This is a genomic window from Chryseobacterium sp. WX, assembly GCF_029542485.1.
GTDB lineage: Bacteria > Bacteroidota > Bacteroidia > Flavobacteriales > Weeksellaceae > Chryseobacterium > Chryseobacterium cucumeris.
Genome location: NZ_CP120710.1, coordinates 2,256,844 through 2,270,031, shown reverse-complemented (window position 1 = coordinate 2,270,031; position 13,188 = coordinate 2,256,844). Strand labels below are relative to the sequence as shown.

The 13,188-nt window shown below is 35.9% G+C and carries 18 protein-coding genes; 8 read left to right on the top strand and 10 right to left on the bottom strand.

The features are described from left to right. The first annotated feature begins 12 nt into the window (after positions 1–12). Positions 13–1,419 (top strand): MFS transporter, encoded by a 1,407-nt coding sequence (locus PZ898_RS10205; RefSeq protein WP_277695436.1) that lies wholly within the window; start codon positions 13–15, stop codon positions 1,417–1,419. A 14-nt stretch (positions 1,420–1,433) separates the two neighbouring features. Here PZ898_RS10205 and PZ898_RS10200 read toward each other — a convergent pair whose 3' ends face one another. From PZ898_RS10200 to PZ898_RS10155, 10 genes are all read right to left on the bottom strand, one after another. Further along, entirely contained in the window at positions 1,434–2,537 is a 1,104-nt protein-coding gene (locus tag PZ898_RS10200) for a serine hydrolase domain-containing protein (RefSeq protein WP_277695435.1), read from the bottom strand. 108 nt (positions 2,538–2,645) lie between these two features. Continuing rightward, positions 2,646–3,377 (bottom strand): class I SAM-dependent methyltransferase, encoded by a 732-nt coding sequence (locus tag PZ898_RS10195; RefSeq protein WP_277695434.1) that lies wholly within the window; start codon positions 3,375–3,377, stop codon positions 2,646–2,648. A gap of 252 nt (positions 3,378–3,629) precedes the next feature. After that, positions 3,630–4,043, bottom strand: a complete 414-nt coding sequence (locus tag PZ898_RS10190) for an SRPBCC family protein (RefSeq protein ID WP_277695433.1) — start codon at positions 4,041–4,043, stop codon at positions 3,630–3,632. Positions 4,044–4,045: 2 nt separating this feature from the next. After that, a complete protein-coding gene (locus PZ898_RS10185; RefSeq protein ID WP_123279260.1) occupies positions 4,046–4,549 on the bottom strand; it encodes an SRPBCC domain-containing protein in 504 nt (167 codons plus the stop codon). Between the two features lie 36 nt (positions 4,550–4,585). Beyond that, positions 4,586–4,906: a metalloregulator ArsR/SmtB family transcription factor gene (locus PZ898_RS10180; RefSeq protein ID WP_047378845.1), complete on the bottom strand. Its 321-nt coding sequence runs from the start codon at positions 4,904–4,906 to the stop codon at positions 4,586–4,588. Between the two features lie 163 nt (positions 4,907–5,069). Continuing rightward, positions 5,070–5,270, bottom strand: a complete 201-nt coding sequence (locus tag PZ898_RS10175) for a YqaE/Pmp3 family membrane protein (RefSeq protein ID WP_202967943.1) — start codon at positions 5,268–5,270, stop codon at positions 5,070–5,072. A gap of 27 nt (positions 5,271–5,297) precedes the next feature. Beyond that, complete coding sequence (locus PZ898_RS10170; RefSeq protein ID WP_120232102.1) at positions 5,298–5,681, bottom strand: tetratricopeptide repeat protein; 384 nt, start codon at positions 5,679–5,681, stop codon at positions 5,298–5,300. 50 nt (positions 5,682–5,731) lie between these two features. Next, positions 5,732–6,151, bottom strand: a complete 420-nt coding sequence (locus PZ898_RS10165) for a DUF1801 domain-containing protein (protein ID WP_277695432.1) — start codon at positions 6,149–6,151, stop codon at positions 5,732–5,734. 88 nt (positions 6,152–6,239) lie between these two features. Beyond that, positions 6,240–6,656, bottom strand: a complete 417-nt coding sequence (locus PZ898_RS10160) for a hypothetical protein (RefSeq protein WP_277695431.1) — start codon at positions 6,654–6,656, stop codon at positions 6,240–6,242. 13 nt (positions 6,657–6,669) lie between these two features. Continuing rightward, the gene (locus PZ898_RS10155) at positions 6,670–8,718 is read right to left on the bottom strand and encodes a M3 family metallopeptidase (protein ID WP_277695430.1); all 2,049 of its coding nucleotides are present in this window, start codon (positions 8,716–8,718) and stop codon (positions 6,670–6,672) included. 213 nt (positions 8,719–8,931) lie between these two features. On the opposite strand from PZ898_RS10155, the gene PZ898_RS10150 reads away from it, so the two are divergent. From PZ898_RS10150 to rimM, 7 genes are all read left to right on the top strand, one after another. Beyond that, positions 8,932–9,462 carry an SRPBCC family protein gene (locus PZ898_RS10150; protein WP_062673913.1) on the top strand — a complete coding sequence of 177 codons (531 nt, stop codon included), beginning with the start codon at positions 8,932–8,934 and terminating at the stop codon, positions 9,460–9,462. 148 nt (positions 9,463–9,610) lie between these two features. Continuing rightward, entirely contained in the window at positions 9,611–10,060 is a 450-nt protein-coding gene (locus tag PZ898_RS10145; protein ID WP_120232098.1) for a hypothetical protein, read from the top strand. A 108-nt stretch (positions 10,061–10,168) separates the two neighbouring features. Then, on the top strand, positions 10,169–10,804 hold the full coding sequence (locus PZ898_RS10140) for a DoxX family membrane protein (RefSeq protein ID WP_277695429.1): 636 nt from the start codon (positions 10,169–10,171) through the stop codon (positions 10,802–10,804). Between the two features lie 44 nt (positions 10,805–10,848). Beyond that, positions 10,849–11,358, top strand: a complete 510-nt coding sequence (locus PZ898_RS10135; protein ID WP_120232096.1) for a nitroreductase — start codon at positions 10,849–10,851, stop codon at positions 11,356–11,358. Next, positions 11,359–11,943: a hypothetical protein gene (locus PZ898_RS10130; RefSeq protein ID WP_120232095.1), complete on the top strand. Its 585-nt coding sequence runs from the start codon at positions 11,359–11,361 to the stop codon at positions 11,941–11,943. A gap of 114 nt (positions 11,944–12,057) precedes the next feature. Continuing rightward, a complete protein-coding gene (locus PZ898_RS10125) occupies positions 12,058–12,630 on the top strand; it encodes a 30S ribosomal protein S16 (protein WP_277695428.1) in 573 nt (190 codons plus the stop codon). A 14-nt stretch (positions 12,631–12,644) separates the two neighbouring features. Next, on the top strand, positions 12,645–13,187 hold the full coding sequence (gene rimM / locus PZ898_RS10120; protein WP_062673923.1) for a ribosome maturation factor RimM: 543 nt from the start codon (positions 12,645–12,647) through the stop codon (positions 13,185–13,187). Position 13,188 lies beyond the last annotated feature (1 nt).

The following is a 13,188-nucleotide window of genomic DNA, read 5'->3' as shown; positions in this document are numbered from 1 at the left end:
ATCTATATAAAAATGAAGAGTAAGTATTTGAAATTATTGGTGATATTGTTTGGTCAGTTGTTGACGATTATGGATATTTTTATCATTAATGTGTCCATGCCTTCTATACAGCGTGATCTTTATGCCTCTAACGGGGAAATGCAGTTCATGATTGCTGCCCATCTTATTGGTTTTGCCTCTTTACTCATTACAGGTGGACGATTGGGTGATTTGTATGGAAGAAAAAAGATGTACGTGATTGGGTTATCAGCTTTTATGATAAGCTCTGTTGCATGTGGGTTTTCTGCAGGAGCTTACCAGTTGGTCATCGCAAGATTTGTACAGGGAATAAGTGCAGCTATAATGGCTCCTCAGGTACTTTCGATGATACAAATTCTGTTTCCTGATCATAAGGAACGTACCCAAGCGATGGGTTGGTATGGAATTACCATCGGAATAGGAACTGTCCTGGGTCAGTTTCTCGGAGGCTATTTTTCGTCTCTGATGATCATAGAAGAACCCTGGAGACTCATTTTTCTGATGAATATTCCCATATGTTTACCAGCTATTTTCTTTAGCTTAAGATTATTAGACGAATCAAGAATGGATGTGGAACAGTCTTTTGATTGGAGCGGAGTTTTAATTCTTTCTGCAGGATTGTTCTTTGCTACTTATGCTTTAACCCTCTCTGAACACGAAGGGTTTGATTTTAAAAATATTTCATTAATGATTATTTCTGTCGGAATTTTATTCACATTTATTAAAAATCAAAAGAAAAGAATCCAGAATGCACAAGCTTATCTGATTGATTTTGAGTTGTTCCGTTATAAAAATTTCAATCTCGGAATTATAGCGGTTTCCTTCTTTTTTATCATGCTGGACTCCTATTTCTATATTCTATCCTTGTTTTTTCAGGATGGTCTAAAGATCAGTCCATTAAAAGCAGGTGAAATTATTGTTTTTCAGGGATTGGGTTTTATTCTGGCTTCCGTTTTTTCAGTAAAACTGATTTTAAGATATGGAAAAAAAGCCCTGATGGCAGGACTTGGCTTTATTATTATTATCCTTGTGCTCCAATTGTTTTTGTTCAGGACACAGATCAGTTTTCCGGTTTTTTGTCTGCTGTTGTTTTTACATGGCTTGGGAATAGGATCTATCATTCCTTCCCTGGCAAACATAGCGATGTCGGGAATATCTGAAAAGCTGATCGGGAATGCGTCTGGTGTTTATAATACCATTCAGCAGATTGCAGCTATTGTGGGAATTGTTGCTGTAGGAAGTCTCTTCTACTATTTTCTTGGAGAAAAGCCTGATGTAAAATATTATTACAATGCCTTCTCTGTTGCTTTGCGGATTAATATTTTCTGTCTGATCTTTGTAATGATCTGTATATATAAAGTTCCGGATCATGTTCTTCCTGAGATGAGGAGCAGCCAATAAAACAGATCTTGTTTTTAAGGTTGTTTTGATGAGGTTTTCATTTCATGTAAAGCTGCTTTTGCCATATTTTTGGTCACTTCGGTAGGAGAGTGGCAGTCGCAGTTGCTGAGCCCAATCACATAAACATCTTCAGCAGGAATGTAAACTCCCATACTTTTAAATCCGAAGATACTTCCTCCGTGTTCGCGGTCAGGAATTCCATTGATGTCTTTCAAATGCCAGCCGTAGCCATAAGTAAATTCTTCACCATTATTCAGTTTATATTTCTGAAAAGCCTTTTGAGTTTCTTTTAAATCCAATATTAAATTTTGGTTTAGGGCCTGCTGCCATTTCAGCATATCATCTGCTGTAGACATTAGTGATCCGGAAGAGAATGGAACGCTGAAACTGATGACTGTCTTATTTACAAATCCCTGCTCTTTTTTGTGATATCCGTAAGCTCTTTGAGGAATAACTTTTCTGTCAGAAGCATAATAAGAGTGGTTCATTCCTGCTTTATCGAAGATATTTTTCTTAATAAAATCTTCATAAGAAGTTCCGGAGACAAGCTCAATGATATATCCCAAAACCACATAGCCGGAATTGTTGTAATCAAATTTTTCTCCAGGTGCGAAATCGACAGGTTCATTTTTGAAAAAATTCACCATTTCTTCAGGTTTCATTTCTTTTTGGGCAATGGAAGAAATAGACTTCATTTTGGTAAAATCTTTAATTCCTGAAGTATGCGTCAGAAGTTGATGAATAGTGATCTTATCTCCGTTAAGATAATCTTTGATGTATTGGGAAATGGGATCGTTGACATTCAGTTTTCTCTGTTGCTCAAGCAGCAGAATAGCTACGGCTGTAAACTGTTTGGTCATTGAACCAATTTGGAAAACATTCTCAGGGGTCATATTGACGTTAAGTTCAAGATTGGCTTTCCCAAATGCTTTCCTATACAGGTTTTTTCCGTTCTGACTAATGAGGAAAACGCCACCAGGCTCATTTTTATTCCCGAATTCAGTCTGGATAATGCTGTCAATCTTCTTTTCATATCTTTTTGATAGTGTCTGAGCATCGGTTGTATTGCTTAAAAATGGAAGTAGAATAAGTGGGGTTATGAGTTTTTTAATAATCATATCTCTGTATTTTGTTATACAAAGATATATATTATTTTAATTACTATGTTATACAATATAGCAAAGTATATTGTATTTTTAAAAACAATAAAGTTGATTTTCTGAAAATTATTTCAATACGGAGATGAGAAACATCATAGGTCTGCGGAGTTCTTCTTTCATCTCCGGAATTTCTTTCAACATTTCCTGACCTGGCTCCGGCTCGATAACTTCTTTGAGGGTGAAGCCGTGTTTTAATAATGTATTTAAATAAGAAGTTAAAGTGCGGTGGTATTTAATGACATTTTCACCCAGAAAAGTTGTATTCCTTTTTCCTTCTATAAAATAACGGTCTACCGGCCAGCAGATTTTTTCACCATTTTTATCATATATCCAGTCCTGACCACCTTCTGCAGTGAATACAGGATGTTCTACTGAAAATACAAAAGATCCGCCGGGTGTGAGCCATTTATAAATATTTTGAACAATACTATCGAAGGATTCTACATAATGTAAGGTGAGAGAACTGAGTATGATATCAAATTTTTCAGCAGGATAATCCACTTCTTCCAGAGCTATTCTTTCATATTGAATTCCAGGCAGACTATTGATTTCCAAAGCTTTTGCCAGCATTCTTTCTGAAAGATCAATTCCGGTAACCGTTTTTGCTCCGTTTTCTATAGCGAAACGACAATGCCATCCGAAACCACATCCTAAATCCAGAATGTTTTTTCCATGAAAATCCGGCAGCATATTTTTCAGAGTATGCCATTCTCCGGCTCCTTCCAATCCAATCTGAGAACGGAGCATTTTTTCATACTGGTCAAAAAATGATGGATGGTCGTATTTATTTTCTTTCATAGCTTCCCAAAAAATGTGGTTCTTTAATTAAAATCATTTTGATTTTTTCTGAATGATCCTCTATCCTTGTCAAGGTTCTAACCCTTGACTTATCACAAGGATTAAAGAAGTTTGTAGTTTTTTACTATCAATCCTTCAGAGTTTGAAATGTAAATTTACAACAATATCAGAGTTCAGAGATTTCTGATCCCAGAAAAATAAAAGCTGAATGTAAAACATCCAGCTTTTTATCAATTTTTGATTGAAATATTTTTAATTGGCTTCCGCATACTTTTTGAAATTATCAAGAATTGCCTGCCAGCCTCCTTTCTGCATTTCTTCAGGATTCTGGCTTTCAGGATCAAAAGCTACATGTACATGGGTTTGGCCATTGTTTTCTTTAAAGTCAACATGTACCTGTCTTCCGTCCGGCATGGTATAGGTAAAGTTTTCACCATCTTTTATTTCATTGTAAACGGCTTCAAAGTCGAAACCGAAACTTCCGTCTTTGGCTTCCATTCTTGCTGCATATTTTCCACCTACTTTCATATCATTGGAAGCAGATGGGCATTGCCATGAAGGATCAGCAAAGTTCCATTGAGTGATGTGTTCAGGATGGGTGTAATAATTCCATACTTTTTCTGCATCTGCACTGATGATGGCAGAAACTGTGATTTTGTGGCTCATTTTTATGGGTTTAATGTTAATAATAATTCGTCAAGCTTTTCAAGAGTAGCCATCATTCCCTGTTCCATTCCCATTTCGATAATGGTTTCCAGATCTGCTAAGGATTGATAGGTCACAATAGTTTCTACAAGGGTATTCTCATTTTTATCCGTGAAAGATACTACCCATTCTGCCTGAGGAAGATCTGTATTGATTTCTCCCTTTTCATTGCAAAACGCATCACTTGAAGTATAAGAATCAATTGGATTGATCTTGTGATAGCCAACCCAGCTCCAGTATTCTTTTCCGTCAGGTTCTACCATTGCATAATGCCAGTGTCCACCTTCACGGAATTCCATAGATTTTGTTTTGGTAGTAAATGGTTTGGGAGCGAACCAACGATCAAGAAGGTCACTTTTCGTGTAGCAATCCCATACCAATTGTCTGTTCGCCATAAACTCACGTCTGATGGTTAAGGTGTTCTTTTCCTTATCTGCAAGGAAATCGAACTGAAGAAGATGTTTCATATTAATATTTTTATAGTTTGGTTGTCGTATTAAACTTTATTTCTGCTGGCTTTTCAAAGTTGCCAGTAACGTGTCAAGCTGTTCGAAACGGCTTTCCCATATCTTTCTGAACTGTTCCAGCCAATGGTCTATTTCTTTCATTTTATCAATTTCTAGAAAGTAATAAATTTCTCTTCCCTGATGATTTTGAGTTACCAATTCACACTCTGTCAGAATTTTCAGATGTTTTGAAACGGCCTGTCTGGTCGTATCAAAATGCTCTGCTATGGCATTGGGCGTCATCGCCTGTACTGCGATCAGTGCAATAATAGCTCTTCGTGTAGGATCTGCTATAGCCTGAAAAATATCTCTTCTCATAGGTGATAATTTTTAAATGAAACTATATGGTTGCAAATATATGTGCAACTTTTCGGTTTCGCAATTTTTTTTGATGAAATTTATAAATCAGAAACTGAAAAACAATAGATAATGTTTATTAATTGATTTTAAATCAAGTGTTTGTGGTAGGCTTGGGTAAGTTTTATCTTTTATTTTCCCGCATGGCTTTGATCAATCGGTCATTTCTTTTGTCTGCTCTTTCATTATTTAAAGAAAGTACAGCCCAGATTGCCGCAGGAAGCCATCCGATCAGAGTGATCTGTAAGATAAGGCAGATAATTCCGGTGAAAACTTTTCCACGGACCATGAAAGATAAGAAGGGAAGTAAGATGGCTAATAACATGATTTTAAGTTTTTAATTAATTTGATTTTACCGGGACTGAGGATCAAAATACGCTTTAAAAGTGAGAGGATCTTCCGTTTTATCCTCTGCTTCTTCTAGATATTCCAAATACTCTTCCTGATGTTTCTCCATATAAACAAGCACAATAGCGAGATTTACAAAAAGATTTTTGTCTTTTGAACCCAAATCTAATGCCGTTTTTAAATACTCCAATGCCTTTTCATTTTCTCCCATATCCGAGTAAATAGCCCCGATATTGATTAAAGCCGAAGTGTTTTCAGGCTCAATCAATAAAATTTCATCTAATTCTTTAACCAACAGATCATTTAAAGTATCCCAATGGTCTTCATTTTCCCATCTCTTAGCCTGAAGTTTTTTTACGTTTTCTAATCTTGTTGTTATCGTGCTCATTATTTAGAATTACAGAATGGATGTTTACTATAAGGTGCAAATTTAGCTTTTTACTCTTTAAGTCCATTCAGTATGGTAGCTTTCAGGATTTCAATGTTGATATCTTTCAACGTTTTGAATTTAATACAATATCCTGTTACACTGGCTTTCCCTATTTTATCTCCATATGTTTTGGCTAAATAGGCCTTATCACCGATATTCATAATGTAGATGGAAATTCCTGTGGTATTGGCACTCATTCCAATCTGATAAAAATCTCTGGTTTTTCCATCTGCATACTGCATGGTATATGATCCATATCCGATATTGGGATTGGAAACGGTTTTATTTTCACTGTTTTTACCATCCAGAAACCACAGCTGGCATTCCGGGATGAGCTCCACAATAATATTGTGGAGTTCCTGCATATCATTGCGTTTCAGTTCCGGCTGACTGTTGATGTAGCCCTGGATTTGTTCTTGAATGGTCATAGATCAGGAATTGATTTTGAAATTATCGAGCGACTAATTTAAAACAAAAAGAACAGCAATCGCTGTTCTTTATATTGTAAATTCTGATCTATGGGATCAATTCTTTCATTGTTTTCTCTGTTTTCATCAGTTCACCTTGTGGAATCTGATGATGAAGATAGGTGAAAAGCAAATTGGTGACCCAGCTATTTTCAACCTGATGAATGTAGTAAGAGCAAATCAAACCAAAATCATCCGAAATATAAGCCGGAAGATCTGAAGAACCGGTACTTCTGAAAGTGGAAACAAAAATCTCCTTTCGGATATCACTTATCTGGTCTTCTGTTTCTTCATCAAAAGCTTTTTCTTCAATCACCTGATACGCTTTCATCCATTCAGCAGAAAACTCTGCAGAATCTCGGTTGTCAAGAATTTCATCAATCTTTTCGGGAGTAGTATTGCCAAGAGCTGTTTTTAAAGATTGATTAAAAATAGCTTCCAGCATATTAATTTTTTCTGTCGTCATCTCAGTCTGTATTCTATCCAAACGCTCTTTTCAATAAGCTTTCCACTTTTGGTTCGCTGCCTCTGAAGCTTTTGTAAAGCTCCATCGGATCCTTTGTTCCACCTGAAGAAAGCAGTACTTTATACTTGGCTGCAATCTCAGGATTGAAGATTCCGTTTTCTTTGAAATACTGGAATGCATCGGCATCAAGAACTTCCGCCCATTTGTAAGAATAATATCCTGCGGAATATCCTCCCTGGAAAATGTGGGAGAAACTTGGACTCATTGCCGTTTCAGCGTTGGAAGGATAAAGAGTGGTTGCTTTGGTATATTTATCTTCAAACTCTTTTACACTTTCATGTTCCAGTTCTGCCACTTTAGTATGATAATTCATATCCAGAAGTCCAAAACCTAGCTGTCTTAAAGTCTGATATCCTTCCATGAAGTTTTTAGACTGCTCAATTTTTTCAATTTTTTCGTCAGGAAGTACTTCTCCGGTCTTATAATGTTTTGCAAACGTTTTTAAGAATTCCGGTTCATAGCAGAAGTTTTCCAGAAACTGTGAGGGAAGTTCTACAAAGTCCCATTTCACAGAAGTTCCGGAAAGAGTAGGATATTGAGTATCTGCCATCATCCCGTGAAGTGCATGCCCAAACTCGTGGAATAAAGTAGTCACTTCCTGGAAAGTCAGTAAACTAGGTGTATCTTTTGTAGGTTTGCTGAAGTTGCAGACAATTGAAATATGCGGACGGGAATTTTCACCGTTTTGTTTGTACTGATTTTTGTAGCTGGTCATCCATGCACCGGCTCTTTTTCCCTTTCTTGGAAAATAATCAACGTATAATAATGCTTTATAATCAGATTCTGTCTTTCCAGTACTGGAAACTGCTATAATTTCTTTTACTTCATATACTTTTACATCGTCGTGGTATTTTGGAATATCATTTCTTTCCTCAAAAGTCAGTCCGAAAAGTTCTCCAGCCAGTCCGAATACAGCATCCTGTACCTGGTTTAATGGAAAATAGGGTTTTAGTTCTTCATCATTAAGATCGAATTTCGCCTTACGAAGTTTTTCAGCATAGAATGCATGGTCGTAACCTTGCATTTCCTCAATTCCGTCAGCTTTTGCTAAAGATTTTAATTCTCCAATTTCCTTATCAGCATAAGGTTTTGCCTTGGTAAGAAGTTCATTTAAAAAATCGAAAACTTTCACCGGAGACTTGGCCATTCTTTCTTCAAGAACGAAATCAGCGTAGTTTTTATATCCTAAAAGTTCAGCTTTTTGTTGTTTTAAATTCAGAAGTTCTTTAATCAAATTCTGATTGTCAAATTCTCCACCATCGAAAGACTTTTTACCATTGGCTAAAGCCAGTTCTTTTCTCAGTTCACGGTTTTCAGCATAGGTCATGAATGGAATATAGCTTGGATACTGTAAAGTGACTACCCAGCCTTCAAGATTCCTTTCTTTCGCTTCTTCCGCATATTGATCAATGATCGCCTCAGGAATTCCTGCAAGATCTTCTTTATTAATGATATGTTTAAAATAAGCATTCGTAGAAGCCAGTACATTCTGTCCAAACTGTAAAGATTTTACAGAAAGATCCATGCTGATTTTCTTTAGTTTTTCTTTGTCTTCCTCATTCAATAAGGCTCCGCTTCTTACAAAACCTTTGTAGGTTTCATTCAAAAGCATTTCCTGCTCTTCATTCAGATTATATTTTTCCTTTTCATCATATACTTTTTTGATTTTGTTGAAAAGGGCTTCGTTTTGAGAAATTTTTGAAGAATATTCCGTTAAAATTGGTGAAACCTCCTGTGCAATCTGTTGGATTTCGTCGCTGGTTTCTGCAGAATTTAAGTTGAAAAAAATATTGGAAACCACATCCAGCTGCTCTCCGGAATATGCCAATGCTTCAATGACATTTTCGAAAGTAGGGGTTTCAGGATTGTTGACAATAGCCTCAATTTCTGCTTCAGATTTTTGAATTAACTCTTTAAATGCAGGAAGATAATCTTCATTTTTAATAAGGTTAAACGGTGCTGAATGATATGGTGTGTTAAATTTTTCGGTTAAAATATTCATTTTTTGATCTTTTTATATAAGGTAAATGTAATGATTCATCGGGAATCACAGCTGAAATGCTCAAAAATAATGCCTTACTGGCAAGTTATGACAAAAATACCTTATCTTTAATTAATCTTGTCATATGGAAAGAAGGAGTGATATGGGAATATTTAATTTTGAAAACAGATTTAAAAGTCATCATTAAAATAAATAACCTTAAATATATAGACTATGAAAACACTCTTAAAAATTATCGGTATCATCATCGTACTGATTCTTATCTATGCTGTCATTGCTGTGCTGGCTTTCAGTAAAGACTATCACTATGAAAAATCTGTTGTCATCAACGCACCCCAGGAAAAAGTATGGACTTATACGGGGAACTTAAAAGGATATAACCAATGGGATCCTTTCTCCAAAGCCGATAAAAATATTGTGATTACCTATTCAGGAGAAGGAGATAAATTAGGAGATTCTTATCACTGGAAGGGTGATAAAAATGTAGGGGAAGGTGAACAATCTATTACCGAACTGATCCCTAATCAGAAAATGGCGACAAAACTTCACTTTATAGAACCTTTTGAAGGAGATGCAAAAGCTAATATTGTGCTGACTCGTGAAGGGAATGGAACCAGAGTAACCTGGATGATAGATAATGAACTAAATAGTATGATGAAGATTATGAAGCCTATGATGGATAATAACATGGATAAAATGTTTGGCCAGGGTCTGGATAATCTTAAGAAATTAGCCGAGAAATAATAAGAAAGCCTTGTAAATTTTGCAGGGCTTTTTTATGAGAACCTATTATTTGAATAAATCATATTTCTCTTTATTTTGTTATCGTTTTTGTATAAAGTCAAAGAAATATTATTCTAAAAATATTATCTTTATATAAAGAATAGATTGTATGGAGAAGATTGTATTTGAAAAAAGTGATATCAGAGATTTTGTGAAGACCACCATCGCAGAGAAAATTGAGAAGCTTAAAAACTTTATCGAATTTACCATGGAAGCCAGCCGTGACATCAAAAAAACTCCGAAATATGACAGCATGAGAGAAGAAATGCAGGAGGAAATTTATCAGATGCAGCGGCAACTCGGCGCATTGAATGATCTTAAGAGGAATATGGCAAAGGTTCTGAATACAGCTACAGAAAGGGTACAGCTCGGTTCACTAGTGATTACCAATAAAGCCAGGTTCTATATTTCTGTATCGCTGGGAGAGTTCTTTTTTGAGGGCGACAGATTCTACGCTATTTCTCCGGAAAGCCCCATGGCCAGAAAAATGATGGGAATGAGACCCGGAGACGAGTTTACCCTGAATAAAATCCATCAGAAGATTGTAGAGGTATTGTAAATAGGATTCTGCAGTATCATATAGTTATTCATCTTAATAAGATTAACTTCAGATTTATATTTGAAGTTTTATTTTTATTTAGTACCTTGCTATGCAAAATACTATACTATGAAATTTGAACAATTAAGAACAGGCAGAATTAATCAGTGGATCATTATTCACCTTCGTTATCTCGTAGGCTCTGCTTTTTTTCCATCAGGTTTAATAAAGCTTATGGGAGAAAGGTTTACCAGAATTTCAGCTGATAACCCAATCGGATACTTTTTTGAAGCTTTATATCAATCCGGATTTTATTGGAATTTTTTAGGACTGGCACAGGTGGCAGCCGGAATTTTACTGATGACACAGCGCTTTGCAACATTGGGTGCATTGATGTTTCTGGCTATCTTGAGTAATATCTGGGTTATTACTCTCAGCCTTTCCTTTTCGGGGACCTGGATAATCACCTCCTTAATGATGATTGCCGTACTGATATTGGTCATTTGGGATCAACATAAACTGCTTCCTGTTTTTAATTATAATAAAGCAAGTACCGTGAAGGAATATCCTGATCCCGATAACAGATGGATCATTGCCGGGGTAGTATATTCCATAAGTTTTATTGTGTTATTTATGCTGAACCCGGCAAAAGGGGAAGTCTATGAAAAATGGCTGAGTATTCTGATTGCTTTAATCATTGCCGCAACATTTATCATAAGCAATTATCAGGCGTATAAAAATCGTAAACTGGCTATACATCCTTAACATTTTAAAATGAAGATTGAATTTCATGTTGTAAATTTGCAGGTATGAGTAAAGCAACCATTTTAAAAGAAATTATAGAGGAGAGAAGAAGTATTTTCCCGAAAGATTATACAGACACAGAAATATCTCAGGAAGTTTTGGAAGAGATTGTAAATTCTGCCACGTTTGCTCCCAATCACAAACGTACTAAGCCTTGGCGTTTCAAAATATTCAAAGGAGAAGAAAAAGCACAGCTGGCAGCAGAAATGCAGGCTATCTATAAGACTGTTACTCCAGAACAACTTTTTTTAGAAAAAAAATACAATGATATCGGTTTTAAAATCAATAAAGCCAATGTTGTGGTTTCTATTGTTGTCAACTTCAGCGGTATGGTTCCTGAATGGGAAGAAATAGCAGCGACTTCAATGGCGGTTCAGAATATGTATCTTAGCTGTACAGCAAATAATATCGGGTGTTACTGGAGTTCTCCTAAAATCGTGGACGAGCTGAAAGACTCTCTGACCATTGAGGAAAACCAGAAGTGCCTTGGACTTTTCTATATGGGAACGGTGTAGATGAAGAATATTTACAGAAATTATAATGAAGAAGATCTTCATGCTGCCTATCTTCATATGACTGATCATACTGGTAAAGTCAATGATGAACTGCGGGAAGCCATCAGTCAGCAATTCAATTATGATGAATTTGTAAAAGCAGCAGAATACAGGAAAGTTTTAGTCAAAGAAAAAGGGAGAATCTCATTTGAAGTACACAAAAGGGTACAAAAGGGAGAAAATATAGATGTTATCCTTGAAAATATTTCTTCAGAAATGATTAGCAGCAGCGATTTAAAGATTTTTATTCTGAATAAATTTGATCAGTTTTCAAAAGTCAAAGAAAATGATAAGATAGATGAGAAAATCATTTTTAAAAGTCTTTTAGGGCTTATCATAGCTTCTGTAACCGGGAGTCTTTTTTTTAAGGCTGTGCTTACATCTACCGGGCAGTTTTCATTTTTTCTACTGGTGCCTGCGTATATCATCAACTATTTGGTGATCTATGGGATTACAGGAAAAACAAGAGATAATTTTGTTGTTTTTATGGCAGTTTTAATTTCTGTGATTATTTCAACAGTATTCTCTTTTGCACTGATTAGTTAAAAAATAATGAATTTTATAAAACTTTTTACTCAGAGCTTTTTACTTCAAACTTTTTTACTATCTTTGCACTCTTAAATATTTAACTGGGACGAGTTCCCGTAAAATTCAAACATTATGTCAGTAAAAATCAGATTACAAAGACACGGTAAAAAAGGAAAACCTTTTTTCCACATCGTGGTTGCAGATTCTAGAGCTAGAAGAGATGGTAGATTCATCGAAAAACTAGGTACTTACAACCCAATTACTAACCCGGCAACTATCGAATTGAACGTTGATTCTGCTGTAAAGTGGTTAAACAACGGTGCTCAGCCTACTGATACTGCTAGAGCTATTCTATCTTACAAAGGTGCTCTTTACAAAAAACACTTACAAGGTGGTGTAGCTAAAGGTGCTTTTGACGAAGCTGAAGCTGAAAAAAGATTCAATGCTTGGGTAGAAGCTAAAGATGCTAAAGTACAAGGTAAAGTAGAAGGTTTAGCTACTGCTAAAGCTGATGCTAAGAAAGCTGCTTTAGAAGCTGAAGTAAAAGTAAACGAAGCTAGAGTTGCTGCTGCTGCACAAGCTGAAGCTGATGCTAAAGCTGCTGAAGAAGCTGCTAATGCACCTGCTGAAGAAGTTGAAGTTGCTGCTGAAGCTACAGAAGGAGAAGCTCCTGCTGCTGAAACTGAAGAAAACACTGAAGCTTAAGAACAAAACCTGTTATGCGTAAAGAAGATTGCTATTTTTTAGGAAAAATCACACGCAGACATGGACTTGCGGGTAATGTGATCCTTAAATTGGATACCGATCAACCCGAGCTTTACAATAAATTGGAATCAATATTCGTTGAAATCAACGGATTATTGGTTCCATTTTTTATTGAAAAATCATCATGGAGCAAACTGGATGCTCTGAATCTTGCATTCAAAAACTCTTCTGAAGCGATGGTAGATCAGGTATTGGGTAAAAGTGTTTACCTTCCACTTGCTTCACTGCCTAAACTTTCAGGAAAACAATTTTACTACCACGAAATCATCGGATTTGAAATTTTTGACCAGAATGACAACAACTGTGGAGTGATCAGATCAGTAAACGATCAGACAGCACAGGTGTATTTCATTACCAATCTGGATGGAAAAGAAGTGGTAATTCCTATGATCAAAGACTGGATTCTTGCAGTTGACAGGGAAGAAAGAACCATCAAAATGGAACTTCCTGAAGGTCTTATTGATGTATTTCTGGTTCCTTCCAAAAAAGACGAATAGT